Raw genomic sequence first — 15,620 nt, forward strand, 5'->3', positions numbered from 1 at the left:
CAATGTCCATCGGTATTTGGCAGGTCGTCCTCATCCTTCTGATCGTGTTGATCATCTTCGGCGCCGGCAAGCTGCCCAAGGTGATGGGGGACGTCGCCAAGGGGGTTCGGAACTTCAAGTCCGGCCTCAAGGACGACAGCGACGATCAGGGGGCAGACGAGCCCAAGGTCCTCCGCTCGGAGACGCCGGTCGCGACCGACGCCACCGTGAAGAAGGACGAGACGGTCAAGGGCTGACGCCCCGTCCCGCCGTACCCTGTTTCCGACGCGACTGTCGCCGCGCTTCCGCATCAGCCGGACGTTTGATCCATGTTCGATATCGGCTGGCCCGAACTGGCGGTCATCCTGATCGTCGCCCTGATCGTGATCGGGCCGAAAGACCTGCCGCGCGCCATGCATACCGTCGGCAAGTGGGTGCGCAAGGCCCGGATGCTGGCGCGCGAGTTCCAGTCCAACATGGACGAGATGGTGCGGCAGGCGGAGCTTGAGGACCTGAAGAAGGAGGTCGAGCGCGCCCGCCAGCTCAACCTCAAGGACCAGCTCGAAAAGCACATCGACCCGAAGGGTACGCTCAAGGAGTCGCTGAGCTTCGATCCCGTGCCGCTGGACGGCGACGAGGCGGAGGAGGACGAGGGCGGACGCCCGGCGCCGACTCCCCTGGCCCGGACGGCCACGACGGACGCCCAGGCGCCGCAGCCGGCACCGGCCGGTACCGTTCCGGCCTCCGCGGCCCCGGTATCCACGGTTCCGGTAGCCGCCCCGCAGTCCGTCATACCTTCAGCGGCACCCCCGGCGGCGCCGCGGGACGTGCCTGCGGCCGTTGTCCCGGTCGCGGACCAGCCGGCAGCCGAGAAGCGGGGGTAGGGCACCATGTCCGGCACCGACCGTCCCGACGAGATCGACGAGCTGGATGCGGCCAAGATGCCGCTGCTCGACCATCTGGTCGAACTGCGCAACCGCCTCATGTACAGCGCCGCGGCGCTGCTGGTGGCCTTCATCGGCTGCTACTTCGTGGCACCGCAGATCTATCAGGCCCTGATGTGGCCGCTGGTCCAGGCCTACGGCCCGGACGCGGTGAACCGGCGGATGATCTTCACCGCTCCGCAGGAAGCCTTCTTCACCTACATGAAGGTGGCGTTCTGGGCCGGGGCCCTGGTCTCGTTTCCGATCATCGCCAACCAGATCTGGAAATTCGTGGCCCCCGGCCTCTACCGCCATGAGAGGAAGGCCTTCCTGCCGTTCCTGGTGGCGACTCCGGTCCTGTTCACGATCGGCGGCTGCATGGTCTATTTCTTCATCATGCCGCTGGCGCTCAGCTTCTTCGTCAGCTTCGAGACGGTGGGCGGTGAGGGGACCCTTCCCATCGTCGCGGAGACGCGGGTGGCGGAGTACCTGTCGCTGGTGATGACGCTGATCTTCGCCTTCGGCATCGCCTTCCAGCTTCCGGTGCTGCTGACGCTGCTGGCGCGGGCGGGGATCGTCACGGCCGACGGGCTGGCCTCGAAGCGGCGCTATGCGATCGTCGCCATCTTCGTCGTCGCTGCCGTGCTGACGCCGCCGGACGTCATCAGCCAGGTCGGACTCGCCATACCGTTGCTGGCGCTCTACGAGGTATCCGTCTTCCTGGCGCGGCGCATGGAGCGCAAGCGGGACGAGGACGAAGCGGCCGAGACCGCGGGCGACTGAACCGCCTGACGGGCGCATCGGCGCACTGAAGGGTTACGGCAGGATTTACGGCGGGACGGCGGACCCCACGGTTTGCGCGGTCCGCGCCGCCCGGGGTCACTGGACCGGGCGGCGGCTGCGCCGTATAAGTCCACACCCGTTCACCGTACCCGACGATCATGCACGACCTCCGCGCCATCCGCGACAACCCCGAGGCTTTCGATACCGGGCTTGCCCGTCGCGGGCTTCCGCCGGCGTCCGCCGCCATCCTCGACCTCGACCAGCGCCGCCGCGCCGCCCAGACCTCCTTCCAGGAGTGTCAGGCCCGGCGCAACGAGGCGTCCCGGCTGATCGGCGCCTACAAGAAGGACGGCAAGGACGCGCAGCCCCTGCTCGACGAGGTGGCGGCGCTGAAGGAGCGCATCCCCGCCCTGGAGGAAGAGGACAAGCGCCTGGGCGCCGAGCTGGACGCCCTGCTGGCCGCCCTGCCGAACCTGCCGGCCGCCGATGTGCCGGAGGGCAAGGACGAACACGACAACGTGGAGATCCGCCGCGTCGGCACCCCGCAGGACATCCCCGGCGCGAAGCAGCACTTCGAGCTGGGCGAGGCGCTGGGCCTGATGGATTTCGAGGGGGCCGCCCGCATGTCCGGCGCCCGCTTCACCGTTCTGAAAGGGCAGCTCGCCCGGCTTGAGCGGGCGCTCGGCGACTTCATGCTGGACCTGCACACCCGCGAGTTCGGCTATACCGAGGTGTCGCCGCCGCTGCTGGTGCGCGATGAGGCGGTGTTCGGCACCGGACAGTTGCCGAAGTTCGCCGACGACCTGTTCCGCACGACGACCGGCCACTGGCTGATCCCGACGGCGGAGGTCACCCTGACCAACCTCGCCAACGACAGCATCATCGATGCCGAGGCGCTGCCCTGGCGCCTGACGGCGCGGACGCCCTGCTTCCGGTCCGAGGCTGGCAGCGCCGGCAAGGACACCCGCGGCATGATCCGGCAGCACCAGTTCATGAAGGTGGAACTGGTCAGCATCACCCTGCCGGAGCAGTCGGAGGCCGAGCACGAGCGGATGACGAAGGCGGCGGAGACGGTGCTGGAGCGGCTGGGGCTGCCGTTCCGCACGGTCGTCCTCTGCACCGGCGACATGGGCTTCAGCGCGCGCAAGACCTACGACATCGAGGTCTGGTTGCCCGGCCAGGGCGCTTACCGCGAGATTTCGAGCTGCTCCAACTGCGGCGACTTCCAGGCCCGGCGCATGAAGGCCCGGTCCAGGCCGAAGGGCGAGAAGGGGACCCAGGTGGTGCATACGCTGAACGGCTCCGGTGTGGCCGTCGGCCGTGCCCTCATCGCCGTGATGGAGAACTACCAGCAGCGGGACGGGTCCATCCTCGTGCCCGAGGCCCTGCGGCCCTACATGGGCGGGCAGGAACGGATCACGGCCCATGGCTGAGGTGGATCTGCGGGGCGCCCGCATCCTCGTCACCAACGACGACGGCATCAACGCCCCCGGACTACAGGTGCTGGAGCGGATCGCGCGGGGGCTCAGCGACGATGTCTGGGTGGTGGCACCGGAACTGGAACAGTCCGGCGCCAGTCACTCCCTGACCATGCACCGGCCGCTGCGGCTGCGGCAGGTGGGCGAGCGGCGCCACAGCGTGGACGGCACGCCGACCGACTGCGTGCTGCTGGCGCTCAACCACCTGCTGGCCGACAAGCGGCCGGCACTGGTCCTGTCCGGCGTCAACCACGGCCAGAACCTGGGCGAGGACGTCACCTATTCCGGCACCATCGCGGCCGCGATGGAGGCGACCCTGCTGGGGGTGCGGGCCATCGCCATGAGCCAGCGGATCGAGCCGGGTGAGCCTCCCTTCTGGGAGACGGCCGAGCGGTTCGGGCCGGAGGTGGTGCGCAAGGCCCTGGCGCTGGACTGGCCGCGGCATGTGCTGGTCAACGTCAACTTCCCGCACCGGCCGCCGGAGCAGGTGACCGGCATCCAGGTCGTCCGCCACGGCAACCGCAAGATCGGCGACGAGCTGGACGAGCGGATCGACCCGCGTGGCCGGCGCTACTTCTGGGTCGGCGCGGTGCGCAGCGAGGCGGAGGTGCCGGAGGATACCGACATCCATGTGGTGACCCATGGCGGTGTGGCGGTGACCCCGCTCTATCTCGACCTGACTCACTATGCCTGCCTGGAGGCATTGAAGGGGGCGTTCGCGTGAGCACGGCCGCCCGCAAGATCCGGCTGCTGATGCTGTTGCGCCGCAACGGCGTCAGCGACACCGGCGTCCTGCGGGCGATCGAGATGATCCCGCGTGAGGTGTTCGTGCCCCCGACCTTCCACGATCAGGCCTATGAGGATACCGCCCTGCCCATCGGCCATGGCCAGACCATCAGCCAGCCCCTGGTCGTGGGACTGATGACCCAGGTGCTGGACCTGCACGACCGGCTGCGGGTGCTGGAGATCGGCACCGGCAGCGGCTATCAGGCAGCGGTTCTGTCCCGGATCGTCCGCCGGGTCTACACCATCGAGCGCCACCGCCCCCTGCTGCTGGAGGCCGAGCGGCGCTTCAGCACCCTGCGTCTTCACAACATCACCGCCCGTCTCGGCGACGGGATGCGCGGCTGGCCCGAAGCGGCGCCGTTCGAGCGTATCCTGGTCACCGCCGGCGGCGGCGCCGAACCGCCGGCGGAACTGGTGAAGCAACTGGCCATGGGCGGGATCATGGTGATCCCGCTGGGGCCGGACCGCCGCGAGCAGCGCGTTGTCCGCCTGCGCCGGACGGAGAGCGGGCTGGCGCGGGAGGATCTGTGGCCCGTCCGCTTCGTGCCGCTGCTGCCGGACGTGGCTCCCGAAGCGCCCCGCGCCGAGCGGGCTTCCTGACGGGGAATGGCGATGCGCCGCCTGACCGCCGCCCTGGTCGGCCTTCTGTTCCTGGCTGGTTGCGCCGATCCCGGAGCGCGGCCCCTGCCGGTCCGGCAGGCGCCGACGGGCACCATCTTCGTGTCCAAGGGGGAAACGGTCTACGACGTGGCCCGGCGCTACGGTGTGCCGTTGCGCGACCTGATCGAAGCCAACCGCCTGGAACCGCCCTATGCCCTGCGCGCCGGGCAGCCGCTGGTTCTGCCGGTGCCGCAGGAATACGTGGTCCGCAAGGGCGATACGATCTACGCCATCTCCCGCCAGTACCAGCTCGACATGGGCGAGCTGGTCCGGCTCAACGGCATCGGCGCGCCCTACACCATCCGCGTGGGACAGACGCTCCGTCTGCCCGGCCGACGGCCGGGACAGGGAACGATGATCGCACAGGCGCCGGCCGCCGGCATGCCCGTGCGCAAGCCGGAGGGGCCGCCCCCCACCGTCGTGCCGCCGCCGTCCCGGTCGAGCCGTACCATCGAGACGGCGGAACTGCCGCCGCTGGACGGGACCGCGCCGGCGGCGCCCGCCAGCCGCCCCGCCCCGACGACGATGTCGGCGCGGCGTGGTGTGGAGGTGCAGGAGCTGCCGGCCCTGGGCGATCCCGCGCCGGCGCCGGCTTCCCCCGCGGGCAGCCCGCCGACCCCGGCGGGCTCAGCCGCGTCAGCGGCCGGCCCGTCCACCATCGCCCCGTCCACCAACGCCCCGTCAACGGTTGCCCCGTCAACGGTCGGTCCGTCCACGGCTGCACGCGACCCCGCGCCTCTGCCGCCGGCCGCATCCCCGCCGCGGTCGCAGCCGGCCCCCGCGCCTTCAGCCGCAGGCGGTATCGTCGCCGCTGCGCCGTCCGTTCCGCCGCCAGCCGCCGCGCCGGCCAGACCGCCGCCCGGAAAGGCCGGCCGCTTTGCCTGGCCGGTGGAGGGACCCGTGGTGTCGGAGTTCGGGCCGAAGGAGGGGGGCCTGCACAATGACGGCATCAACATAGGTGCGGCACGGGGAACCCCCGTCCTGGCTGCCGAGTCCGGCGTCGTCGCCTATGCCGGGAACGAGCTGCGCGGCTTCGGCAACCTGCTCCTGATCCGGCATGAGGGCGGCCTTGTCACCGCCTACGCCCACCTCGACACGCTCCAGGTGGACCGGGGCCAGACGGTGCGGCGGGGCCAGCAGATCGGCACCGTCGGGCAGACGGGCAACGTGCGCAGTCCGCAGCTCCATTTCGAGGTCCGGCGCGGCAGCCGGGTGCTCGATCCCCGCGACCATCTCGACGCTTCCGGACCGGCGGCACGGCAGACCAGCGAGCTACGGTAGAGCGGTCTCCGTTCAGTCAGGGTCTTATCCTGCTGCGGTGAAGAGATTGCGCAAGACCAAGCCCCATGCAGGTTGGTCTCGATACCCACCGGCAGGACGGATCACGGAATCGGACCCGTGGGAGTCCTTCCCGATTGCCGTCGCCCGGAAACCGCTCCGGGCGAAGTCACGGGTATCGGGCCGATCTGTCGGCTTGAGGTGGACGGTCGTCCGCACAAGCCCGCCGGGCGCAGCCACAAGCACGCGCTGCACACCCCTGATTGCCCGCGCGAGAACCTGAAGCGGGGCGTCATCGACCGTGGCGACCTGAACGGGCAATCGCTGAAAGCGGTGTTTGACGCCTTCTGCCGGATGGCCCACATAATTCATGTCGGTGAGTTGATCGTGCCTCCCGAAGCGGACGGGGCATGTAGACCATGATGGGGATGAACGAAGCGGCGGCAATCCTGCACCACACCCCCTTGATCGAAACGGTCGATACCGTTCCGAAGGGGCATCTGCGCATCGCCACGGCCTTCCGCTACCCGGATGGATCGACGGTCGATCTGTTCATCGTCAACCGCCGTGATCTGCTGTCCGAGCTTGGCCCGCTGACCTTGACCGATTTCGGCAACACCTTCCTGTGGCTGGACCAACTCGACATCCGGCCGCTGAAGTCGGCGCGACGCAAGCGGCTGACCGAAGACGTTCTGAAAACCTACAGCGTCACCCACACCAGGGGCGCATTGTCATGTGAGGTGAGCGTTGACGAACTGCTTGCCGGCGTCATCCGCTTGGGACAGGCGTGCATTCGCGTCGCTGATCTGACCTTTACCCAGCGCCTCGCCGCACAGGGCAGTTTTGCCGAAGAGGTGGAAAGCCTGATCGACGACACTGGCCTGGACTATGAACCGAACGCCAAGCTGCCGGGGCGCGGCAACGTGATCGTTCCCGTCGATTTCCTGATCCGCGCGCCGCGCGTTGACACGGCGGTGTTCACATTGCCCGCCGAAAGCAGCTATCCCAGCGCCGCGAAGACCCGAGCCAACGAGGTGTTCGCCCGCTGTTACGACCTGCGTGACTGGCAGGGGCAGCGCGTCGCGGCACTGGATGACCGCCGCGCGCTGTATCGGGAAGACGACATCGGACGTATCCGTGACGTGGCAACGGTTATTCCGATTTCGGAAGCAGGAGCGTTGCGGCAACTGCTGTTGGCGGCGTAAACGCTGACGAAAAGCTGGTCCCGTGGGTCTCTCCTGACGATTCCCGCCGCACGGAAACCGGCTCCGGCCCTGGTGAGAATCAGGTCAGCCGGTGGCCCAGCCGGCCCGCCAGATCCTGGAAGAACTGCCAGGCCACGCGGCCGGAGCGGGCGCCGCGCGTCACCGACCATTCAACCGCCTGGGCGCGCAGGGCCTCCGGGGCGATGTCCAGGCCGTAGGCGGCCGCATAGCCTTCGACCATGGCGAAGAACGTTTCCTGGTCACAGTTGTGGAAGCCCAGCCAGAGGCCGAAGCGGTCGGACAGGCTGACCTTCTCCTCCACCGCTTCGGCCGGGTTGATCGCGGTCGAGCGTTCGTTCTCGATCATGTCGCGTGGCATCAGGTGCCGGCGGTTGGACGTGGCGTAGAACAGGACGTTGGCCGGGCGGCCTTCGATCCCGCCCTCCAGCACCGCCTTCAGCGATTTGTAATGGGCATCCTCCGCCGCGAAGGAGAGGTCGTCGCAGAACACGAGGAAGCGGCGCGGGGCGGCCCGCAGCAGCGTGAGCAGCCGGGGCAGGGAGGGAATGTCCTCCCGGTGGATCTCCACCAGCGCCAGGGCGCCAGGATGCTCCGCCGCCACGGCTCCATGGACAGACTTCACCAACGAACTCTTGCCCATGCCGCGGGCCCCCCAGAGCAGGGCATTGTTCGCCGGCAGCCCTGCGGCGAAGCGGCGCGTGTTGTCCAGCAGGGTGTCCCGCTGCCGCTCCACCCCTTTCAGCAGGCCGATCTCCACCCGGTTGACCTGGGTGACCGGCACCAGTCGCCCGCCTTCCGCCTGCCAGACGAAGGCGTCGGCGGCCATGGCATCGGCGGCGGGCGGCGGGGGCGGGGTCAGGCGGTCCAGCGCGTCCGCGATGCGGGTCAGGACCGGGAGAAGGGTGGAAATCTCGCTCTGGGTCATTTGCGGGGACCGTCGTCCGTCACCATTTGAAGCCACGACCCGACCGTAGCTACAGGCCGGTGCGGCCGCAAGCGGGGTGGCTTTCCCCTGCGGCCTGCGCCGATCGGACCGGGCCGGTTTCCATTGCAAGCGTGGCCGGGGCGGGTATAGTCGCGCCGTCCGCGCGAATGACATCCCCAAGGAGAGTTCCATGTTCATTTCCACGGCCTTCGCCCAGGGTGCGGGCGCACCCGCGGAGCCGAATGCGCTGGTGTCCCTGCTCCCGCTGATCCTGATCTTCGTCGTCTTCTATTTCCTGCTGATCCGTCCGCAGCAGAAGAAGATGAAGGAGCACAAGGCCATGCTGGAGGCGCTGCGCCGGGGTGACCGGGTGGTCACGGGCGGCGGCATCGTCGGCACTGTCGTGAAGGTCGGGCCGGACGACGAACTGACCGTCGAGATCGCCGAGGGCGTGCGCGTGCGCGTGATCCGCGGTACCGTCTCCGCCGTTCTGGCAAAGACCGAACCGGCGAAGGCCAAGGCCGATTCCAAGGCAGACGACGCGGCCGATGCCGCGGCCAAGAAGTAATTCCGCTCTTCCGCCTGAGCCGTTTTCCCGGGGTCGGCACGCACCATGATCTATTTTGCCAAGTGGAAGGTCGTCCTCGTCGTGGGCGTCTGCCTGCTGTCGGTGCTCTATGCGGCGCCGAACGTGCTGGGGCGCGCCAAGGTCGACTCCTGGGCGGCCAGCCTTCCGGGGTGGCTGCCGACGAAGACCGTCAATCTCGGACTTGACCTCCAGGGCGGGTCCCACCTGCTCCTGGAGGTGAAGGTCGACGTGGTCGTTCAGGAGCGCCTGAACGCCTTGCAGGATGGCGCGCGCGCCGGGCTGCGTGATGCCAGGATCGGCTATACCGATCTGGGCGTCGTCGGCAACGGCATCGCCTTCACGCTGCGCGATCCGGCGGACCTGGACAGTGCCCGCTCCGCCGTGCGCAACGTGGAGAGCGACCTTTCCATCCAGATCGAGGGCGGCAACCGCATCGTCGCCTCCTTGACCGATGCGACGGTGGAGGGGTTGCGCCGGGCGGCGGTGGACCAGTCCATCGAGATCGTCCGTCGCCGTATCGACGAGACGGGCACGCGCGAGCCGACCATCCAGCGGCAGGGCGAGGACCGCATTCTCGTCCAGCTTCCGGGTGTGGATGATCCGGAGCGCGTGAAGCGCCTCCTGGGTCAGACGGCGAAGCTGACCTTCCGGCTGGTGGATGACGACATCTCTCCGGCCGATGCCCAGGCCGGTCGCATCCCGCCCGGCTCGGAACTGCTTCCCAGCAGGGACGGCGGCGTCGAGGTCGTGCGCAAGCGCGTGATGGTGGACGGCTCGACCCTGGTCGACTCGCAGCCCAGCTTCCAGGACGGTCAGCCGGTCGTCAGCTTCCGCTTCGACAGCCTGGGGGCCCGCCGCTTCGGCGAGGCGACCAGCGCCAACGTGGAGAAGCGGTTCGCCATCGTCCTGGACAACCAGGTGATCTCCGCCCCCCGTATCCAGGAGCCCATCCTGGGCGGCAGCGGCATCATCCGCGGCAGCTTCACCGTGGAGACGGCCAACGATCTGGCACTGCTGCTCCGGGCCGGCGCCCTGCCGGCACCGCTGACGGTGCTGGAGGAGCGCACGGTCGGTCCGGGCCTGGGCGCCGACTCCATCGAGGCCGGGCGGATCGCCAGCATCGCCGGTCTGGTGATGGTCGTCGCCTTCATGGCGCTCTGCTACGGGCTGTTCGGCCTGTTCGCCAATCTTGCCCTGGTCTTCAACATCGCCCTGATCTTCGCGGCGCTGTCCATTCTCCAGGCGACGCTGACGCTTCCCGGCATCGCCGGCATCGTCCTGACGATCGGCATGGCGGTGGACGCCAACGTGCTGATCTTCGAGCGCATCCGTGAGGAACTGCGGTTCGGCCGCACGCCCATCGCGGCCATTGACGCGGGCTACAACCGCGCCCTCACGACCATCATCGACAGCAACCTGACGACACTCATCGCCGCGCTGCTGTTGTTCATGTTCGGATCGGGACCGGTGAAGGGCTTCGCCGTTACGCTGTCCATCGGCATTCTCGCCTCCATGTTCACCGCGATCATGGTGACGCGACTGATGGTGGTGGTCTGGCTGCGGCGGACTCGGCCCAAGACCGTCCCCATCTGACCGCTCCCGGCGGAGGGGGACCCGGTTGGCCGGGTCCCCCGTCCCGGGGAGGAGATGCGCCCCGGGGAGGAAATGTGCATGGACATCACGCCGCTGATCCCTGCCGACCGGCAGGTGATCGACACCTACGGGCCGGGCCGCTTCCGGATCAGCAACACGCTCTATGAGACGGCGGTTCTGGTCTTCCCGGATCGGACCCTCCTCTGGGATATCCGTACCTTCGACGGTCTGGACACGGCGAGCTTCCAGGCCGTGCGCACGGCGGAACCGCCGGTCGAACTGCTGCTGCTGGGCTGCGGGCCGCGGATGCAGTTGCTGCCCGCAGCCGTGAGGCAGGATCTGCGCCGTGCCGGCATCGTGGTCGAGGCGATGGATACCCCGGCCGCCTGCCGGACCTACAACGTCCTGCTGGCCGAAGGCCGCCGCGTCGCGGCGGCACTGTTGCCGATCTGATCCCGGAGCAGAATTTCCGCCGCCCGGTGGCCGGAGAGCACGGCCCCTTCGATGGTGGCCGGCAGGCCGGTATCGGTCCAGTCCCCCGCCAGCAGCAGGTTGCCCAGATCCGTGCGCGGTCCCGGCCGGTCAGCCACGACATCAGGCGTGGCGGCGAAGGTCGCGCGTTTCTCCTTCACGATCCGATGGGCCGGCGGACAGGCGTCCGGCAGGCACAGGGCGCGGGCGATATCGGACCAGAGCCGGACGGCAAGGGTATCGCTGTCTTCCCCGGTCAGGCGGTCGGCGGCGCTTACCGTGACGGACAGCACGTCGCCGCGCTGGAACAGCCACTCCGCCGTGCCTCCGACGAGCCCGAGCAGCGGCAGCCCGCCGGGCAGGGCGGCCGGGGCGGGGGCAACCGGGGCGGGCAGCCGGAAATGCGCATTCAGGATGGCCCGGTGCTCCGTCGGCACGCGCAGGCCGGGCAGCAGGTCCGCCGCCTGCCAGGCGGGCACCGCCAGCACGACCCGCTCCCCCGGGGACAGATCGACCCTCTGCCCGCCGTCGAACCGCAGGGTCGTCACGGCGCCGTTCCCGACCTCCAGGGCGCGCAGCCGGGCAGGGAGGCGCAGTTCCGCTCCCGCACCGCTCAGGAAGGCGAGGGCCGGATCGACCAGCGCCTCGGACAGGCCCTCACGGGCGATATGCGGCCGGCACGCCGCCTCGCCCTTCAGCAGCGTCTGCGACAGCACGCTCCAGAGCAGCCGGGCCGAGGCGGCCTCCGGTTCGGTGTTGAGGATGGAGACGGCCAGCGGCCGCCAGAGCCGCCGGCCCAGCGGCGTGTCGAGCGGCAGCATCGACGCCACGGTGGCATCGGCGCCGGCCAGTGCCAGCCGCAGGGGCGCCAGATGCGGCAGGGCCGCGACCCCGGCCACCCGGCGCGCCGGGTCCAGGAGCCAGAGCGGCAGCGGCCCCGCGCCGGGGCGCACGGTCCAGGTGCTGCCATCGGCCAGATCGTGGAACGGGATCGCCGCCGGGGCGACGGGGCAGAGCCCGTCCCGGCCGCCGGTCCGGTCGAGATAGCGGAAGGTGTCCGGATTGGCGCCCAGAATCAGGTGGTTGCCGTTGTCGATCCGGCAGCCCAGCCGGGCATCCCCGTAGCTGCGGCAGCGCCCGCCGGCCTGCGTCGCCGCTTCGTAGAGGGTGACCGGCCGGCCGGTCGCGGCGAGGGCCGTGGCACAGGCAAGCCCGGCCAGTCCGGCGCCGACGACATGGATGCGGGAAACGGCGCCGGCACCGTGCCGGGCGGGGGATCGGGGGAAGGCGGACATGCGCGGACCGATCTGCTCGCTCAGGTCCGGGGCGGATGCCCGACGGCACAGCGCAGCGCCGTCATCACCTTTTCCCGCTTCGTCAGGGTGGGGCGGTCGGCCAGATCGGACCAGCCGCGCGCCGTCATGCGGTCGAGCAGGCGGCGGTAGAGCAGCATCATCGCCACCGCGGGCCAGAGCATCCGGCAGTCCTGGCGGGGCAGCGCTTCCTGCGCCTCCGCGAAACGGGCGTCCGCGCGGGCCGCCATGCTCTCGCAGACGCGGGCGACGGCGGGGTCGGCCAGTACCGCGGCGGGCTCCACCTCCGTGCCGTCGGTCAGCAGGCCGGCCTGGGCCAGCGCCTCCCGCGGCAGGTAGAGGCGGCCCAGGGCCGCATCCTCCGTCAGGTCGCGCAGAATGTTGGTCAGTTGCAACGCCTCTCCCAGGGCGATGGCGAAGCGGTCGTGCCGGTCGTCGGGGGAGCCGAAGACCCGTACCGCCAGCATGCCGACCGCGCCCGCGACCCGGCGGCAATAGAGGGTCAGGTCCTCCTGCGACGGCGCCCGGATCGGGCCTTCCAGATCCATCGCCATGCCGTCCACGATGGCATCGAACTCGGCCCGGGGCAGCGCATAGTGCCGTACTGCTTCGGCCAGATCGCGCAGCAGCGGATCGGTGATGTCGCCCTCGTCGCCGTACACGGCGTCCAGCCGGCGGCGCCAGTCGGACAGGGCGGCGCGCTTGGCCTCCAGCGGCCCCGGCTCGTCCGCGATGTCGTCCACCTGCCGGCAGAAGGCGTAGACGGCGAACATGGCGCGGCGCTTGGCGGCGGGCAGGAAACGCAGGGGCCAGTAGAAGGTGCTGGTGCGCGACCCGGCCGCGCCGCCGGTCCGCCGGTGCGCCTTCGGCCGGGCTGCGATGCCGTCGCCGACCCCGCGCAGCACGGCGCCCAGCTTGGCGAGGCCCTTCAGCTCGATCCGTTCGGCCAGGGGATCGCGGCGGCGCAGCTCGCGCGCCAGAGACCGGGCCAGCCGGATGATGACGGCCGTCTCCAGCCGCAGGCCGCGGTCGGCGATCTGGCGGGGCAGGGTGTCCGCCCGCAGCAGCAGGGCGTCCACCTCGTCCAGGCAGCGGTCGATGACGGCGCGGACGGGCGGCGTCGCCGCCGTCTCCACAAGCTGTTCGGGGTCTCCGCCGGCTTCGCGGAACCAGGCCGTGGGCAGGTAGCAGCGGCCGAGATCGACCCAGTCGGTCCGGCAGTCCTGAAGGTGGTTGATGATCTGGAGCGCGCTGCACAGGGCATCCGCGGCCGGCGCGGCCGCCATCGGCTCGCCGTGCAGTTCCAGCAGGTAGCGGCCGACGGGATTGGCGGAGTAGCGGCAATAGAGCAGCAGGTCCGCCCACTGCTTGCAGCGGCCGCAATGGGCGTCGCGCCGGAAGGCCTGGAGCATCTGCCGGGCGTGCAGGCCGGAGACGCCGGTGGCGGCCAGGCTGGCCTTGAGCTGGAGGGCCGGGGCCAGCCAGGGCTGGGCGCCGATGCCGCTGACCAGCGCGCGCTCCAGCGCGTCGAGCTGGGCGATCTTCACCTCGGGATCGAGGTTCGGGTCGTCGGCGATATCGTCCGCCAGCCGGACAAAGCCGTAGAACGCCATGACGTGCGGCCGCAGGTGCTTGGGCACCAGCCGCGAGGCGACCGGGAAATTCTCTTCCCCCGCGCTCTTCCGGGGAGCGGGCTCCGACTGCTCCGGAACCAGGGGGGCGGTGCGGAAATCGGCCATCACGGCCCTCGGCAACGGGCTTGGACAGCTACTGTGCCAGAACCCGACGGTGCAATGAAGACGGGATAGCGCCTAGGACGCTTGGCCGACATTCTGCCCCAGGGTAAGCCGGACGACCGGCTCCCTGGCGGCCCTCCTGCCGGCGCCCCGGGGAGCCGTCTCCCCAGGGCGCGCACGGCCGGGTCAGGGATGCCCGATCGGGGGCATCGGGGGCGGGGGCGTCAGAGGACGCCGCCGTTACGGATGGCGGACAGGCGCTCGTTGACGGCGCTCCAGTTCACCGTGTTCCACCACGCGGCCAGATAGTCGGCGCGGCGGTTCTGGTACTTCAGGTAATAGGCGTGCTCCCACACGTCATTGCCCATCAGCACCGGCTTGCCGTCCATCAGCGGGGTGTCCTGGTTCGGACGCGCGACGATCTCCAGCTTGCCTTCCGTGTCGGCCGTGACGAAGACCCAGCCCGAGCCGAACTGCTTCGTGCCGGCCTCGTTGAACTTCTTCTTGAAGTCCTCGAAGGCGCCGAAGTCGCGGGCAATGGCCTCTCCGACGGCGCCGGTCGGCTCACCGCCGCCGTTCGGTCCCATGATGGTCCAGAACATGCTGTGGTTGGCATGGCCGCCGCCATTGTTGCGCACGGCGGTGCGGATGCCCTCCGGCAGCTCGCCCAGGCGCTTCAGCAGGTCGGTCAGCGACAGGCCGTGGAGCTGGCTGTGCTCAGCCAGGGCGTTGTTCAGGTTCGTGACGTAGGTCTGGTGGTGCTTGCCATGGTGCAGGCCCATGGTCTGCGCATCGATGTGCGGCTCCAGCGCCGTCACGTCATAGGTAAGCTCCGGGAGGGTGAAGGCCATGTTTCGGCTCCTGTGGTTGTCTCGTTAACTCCCAGGCGCGGGGCGCCGCGCGAGAGATACGTCCGGTGCCGGAGGGGGTCAAGGCAGGCGGGGCCGCTTTTCCAGCCGCCGGGACTTCCGGCCGGCTCCCGCTTTGCCATATAAGCGCGACGCCCGTCCGCAACCACCCGGCCCCTCATGGCCTCCTCCGATCTCTCCTACTGCGCAGATCAGGTACGCCGGTTCGACAATGACCGCTTCCTGACGGCTCTGTTCGCGCCTGCCGACCGGCGGGAGGCCCTGTTTGCGCTCTACGCCTGCAATCTGGAGGTCGCCAAGACGCGCGAGGTGGTGAGCGAGGCGACGCTGGGTCTGATCCGGCTGCAATGGTGGCGGGATGCGCTGGAGGGAATCGGCCGGGGCGAGGTGCGGCGGCACGAGGTGGTGGAGGCGCTGGCCGGTGCCATCGGGCGACACGGCCTGGACCCTGCCCGTCTCGACCGGCTGATCGAGGCGCGCGAGGCCGATCTGGAGGAGCCGCCGCCGGCCAGCCTCGATGCCCTCACCGCCTACGCCGAGTCCACCGCGGCGCCGCTGGCCCAGCTCGCGCTGGAGGTTCTGGGGGTGCGCCATGACGCTGCGATGGAGGCGGCGCGCCATGCCGCCACGGCCTGGGCGCTCACCGGCGTGCTGCGCGCGGTCCCGTTCCACGCCTCGCGCCAGCGTCTGCTGCTGCCGGCCGACCTCATGGCGCGCCATGGCGTGACGGAGGCGGCGCTGTTCGCCGGGACGCCGCCGGCCGGGCTGGCGGCCGTCGTCCGGGCGGTCGCGGAGGAGGCGTCACGGCGGCAGGCACAGGCCCGCGCCCTGCGCCGGCAGGTGCCGGCGGCGGCCCTGCCGGCCCTGCTGACGGGGCCGCTCTGCGACCTCTATCTGTCCGCGCTGGTGAAGGCGGGATTCGATCCCTTCGCGCCGCGGATGCAGATGCCCCATCCGCTGCGCCAGCTCCGCCTGGGTTGGGCCGCGCTGACCGGGCGCTGGTAAGGCGCC

General features: G+C 70.1%; 17 protein-coding genes. 13 read left to right on the top strand and 4 right to left on the bottom strand.

Annotated features, from left to right (window positions below; all coding sequences use genetic code 11):
• Positions 1 to 2: 2 nt before the first annotated feature.
• The 9 genes from tatA to ACFQPS_RS02155 all read left to right on the top strand — a co-directional run bounded on the left by tatA (position 3) and on the right by ACFQPS_RS02155 (position 7,092).
• Positions 3 to 236: a twin-arginine translocase TatA/TatE family subunit gene (tatA, locus tag ACFQPS_RS02115; RefSeq protein ID WP_377356045.1), complete on the top strand. Its 234-nt coding sequence runs from the start codon at positions 3 to 5 to the stop codon at positions 234 to 236.
• Positions 237 to 308: 72 nt separating this feature from the next.
• On the top strand, positions 309 to 863 hold the full coding sequence (tatB, locus tag ACFQPS_RS02120; RefSeq protein WP_377356047.1) for a Sec-independent protein translocase protein TatB: 555 nt from the start codon (positions 309 to 311) through the stop codon (positions 861 to 863).
• 6 nt (positions 864 to 869) lie between these two features.
• On the top strand, positions 870 to 1,685 hold the full coding sequence (tatC, locus tag ACFQPS_RS02125; protein WP_377356048.1) for a twin-arginine translocase subunit TatC: 816 nt from the start codon (positions 870 to 872) through the stop codon (positions 1,683 to 1,685).
• A 158-nt stretch (positions 1,686 to 1,843) separates the two neighbouring features.
• Entirely contained in the window at positions 1,844 to 3,118 is a 1,275-nt protein-coding gene (serS, locus tag ACFQPS_RS02130) for a serine--tRNA ligase (protein WP_377356049.1), read from the top strand.
• Positions 3,111 to 3,887: a 5'/3'-nucleotidase SurE gene (gene surE, locus ACFQPS_RS02135; RefSeq protein ID WP_377356050.1), complete on the top strand. Its 777-nt coding sequence runs from the start codon at positions 3,111 to 3,113 to the stop codon at positions 3,885 to 3,887. The genes serS and surE overlap by 8 nt, the downstream gene beginning before the upstream one ends.
• The gene (locus ACFQPS_RS02140; protein ID WP_377356052.1) at positions 3,884 to 4,549 is read left to right on the top strand and encodes a protein-L-isoaspartate(D-aspartate) O-methyltransferase; all 666 of its coding nucleotides are present in this window, start codon (positions 3,884 to 3,886) and stop codon (positions 4,547 to 4,549) included. Before surE ends, ACFQPS_RS02140 begins: the two co-directional genes overlap by 4 nt.
• Positions 4,550 to 4,561: 12 nt before the next feature.
• On the top strand, positions 4,562 to 5,890 hold the full coding sequence (locus tag ACFQPS_RS02145; protein WP_377356055.1) for a peptidoglycan DD-metalloendopeptidase family protein: 1,329 nt from the start codon (positions 4,562 to 4,564) through the stop codon (positions 5,888 to 5,890).
• Between the two features lie 117 nt (positions 5,891 to 6,007).
• Positions 6,008 to 6,310 (top strand): hypothetical protein, encoded by a 303-nt coding sequence (locus ACFQPS_RS02150; protein ID WP_377356056.1) that lies wholly within the window; start codon positions 6,008 to 6,010, stop codon positions 6,308 to 6,310.
• Positions 6,307 to 7,092 carry a DUF1828 domain-containing protein gene (locus ACFQPS_RS02155; RefSeq protein WP_377356057.1) on the top strand — a complete coding sequence of 262 codons (786 nt, stop codon included), beginning with the start codon at positions 6,307 to 6,309 and terminating at the stop codon, positions 7,090 to 7,092. The genes ACFQPS_RS02150 and ACFQPS_RS02155 overlap by 4 nt, the downstream gene beginning before the upstream one ends.
• A 79-nt stretch (positions 7,093 to 7,171) precedes the next feature.
• On the opposite strand, the gene ACFQPS_RS02160 is transcribed toward ACFQPS_RS02155, so the two are convergent.
• Complete coding sequence (locus tag ACFQPS_RS02160) at positions 7,172 to 8,038, bottom strand: ATP-binding protein (protein WP_377356059.1); 867 nt, start codon at positions 8,036 to 8,038, stop codon at positions 7,172 to 7,174.
• Between the two features lie 190 nt (positions 8,039 to 8,228).
• On the opposite strand from ACFQPS_RS02160, the gene yajC reads away from it, so the two are divergent.
• The 3 genes from yajC (at position 8,229) to ACFQPS_RS02175 (ending at position 10,673) form a co-directional block, all read left to right on the top strand.
• Positions 8,229 to 8,606, top strand: a complete 378-nt coding sequence (gene yajC, locus ACFQPS_RS02165) for a preprotein translocase subunit YajC (protein WP_012566253.1) — start codon at positions 8,229 to 8,231, stop codon at positions 8,604 to 8,606.
• 45 nt (positions 8,607 to 8,651) lie between these two features.
• Positions 8,652 to 10,220: a protein translocase subunit SecD gene (gene secD / locus ACFQPS_RS02170; protein WP_377356060.1), complete on the top strand. Its 1,569-nt coding sequence runs from the start codon at positions 8,652 to 8,654 to the stop codon at positions 10,218 to 10,220.
• A 78-nt stretch (positions 10,221 to 10,298) separates the two neighbouring features.
• On the top strand, positions 10,299 to 10,673 hold the full coding sequence (locus ACFQPS_RS02175; RefSeq protein ID WP_377356062.1) for an Mth938-like domain-containing protein: 375 nt from the start codon (positions 10,299 to 10,301) through the stop codon (positions 10,671 to 10,673).
• Here ACFQPS_RS02175 and hpnE read toward each other — a convergent pair.
• The 3 genes from hpnE to ACFQPS_RS02190 form a co-directional block, all read right to left on the bottom strand.
• Positions 10,616 to 11,986 carry a hydroxysqualene dehydroxylase HpnE gene (gene hpnE, locus ACFQPS_RS02180; protein ID WP_377356064.1) on the bottom strand — a complete coding sequence of 457 codons (1,371 nt, stop codon included), beginning with the start codon at positions 11,984 to 11,986 and terminating at the stop codon, positions 10,616 to 10,618. The two genes, ACFQPS_RS02175 and hpnE, sit on opposite strands and share 58 nt — an antisense overlap.
• 20 nt (positions 11,987 to 12,006) lie before the next feature.
• Entirely contained in the window at positions 12,007 to 13,743 is a 1,737-nt protein-coding gene (gene hpnD, locus ACFQPS_RS02185; protein ID WP_377356066.1) for a presqualene diphosphate synthase HpnD, read from the bottom strand.
• A gap of 221 nt (positions 13,744 to 13,964) precedes the next feature.
• On the bottom strand, positions 13,965 to 14,591 hold the full coding sequence (locus ACFQPS_RS02190; RefSeq protein ID WP_377356068.1) for a superoxide dismutase: 627 nt from the start codon (positions 14,589 to 14,591) through the stop codon (positions 13,965 to 13,967).
• Positions 14,592 to 14,768: 177 nt separating this feature from the next.
• Here ACFQPS_RS02190 and ACFQPS_RS02195 point away from each other — a divergent pair, with 177 nt between their 5' ends.
• The gene (locus tag ACFQPS_RS02195) at positions 14,769 to 15,614 is read left to right on the top strand and encodes a phytoene/squalene synthase family protein (RefSeq protein ID WP_377356070.1); all 846 of its coding nucleotides are present in this window, start codon (positions 14,769 to 14,771) and stop codon (positions 15,612 to 15,614) included.
• Positions 15,615 to 15,620 lie beyond the last annotated feature (6 nt).

Source organism: Rhodocista pekingensis (genome assembly GCF_042665545.1).
GTDB lineage: Bacteria > Pseudomonadota > Alphaproteobacteria > Azospirillales > Azospirillaceae > Rhodocista > Rhodocista pekingensis.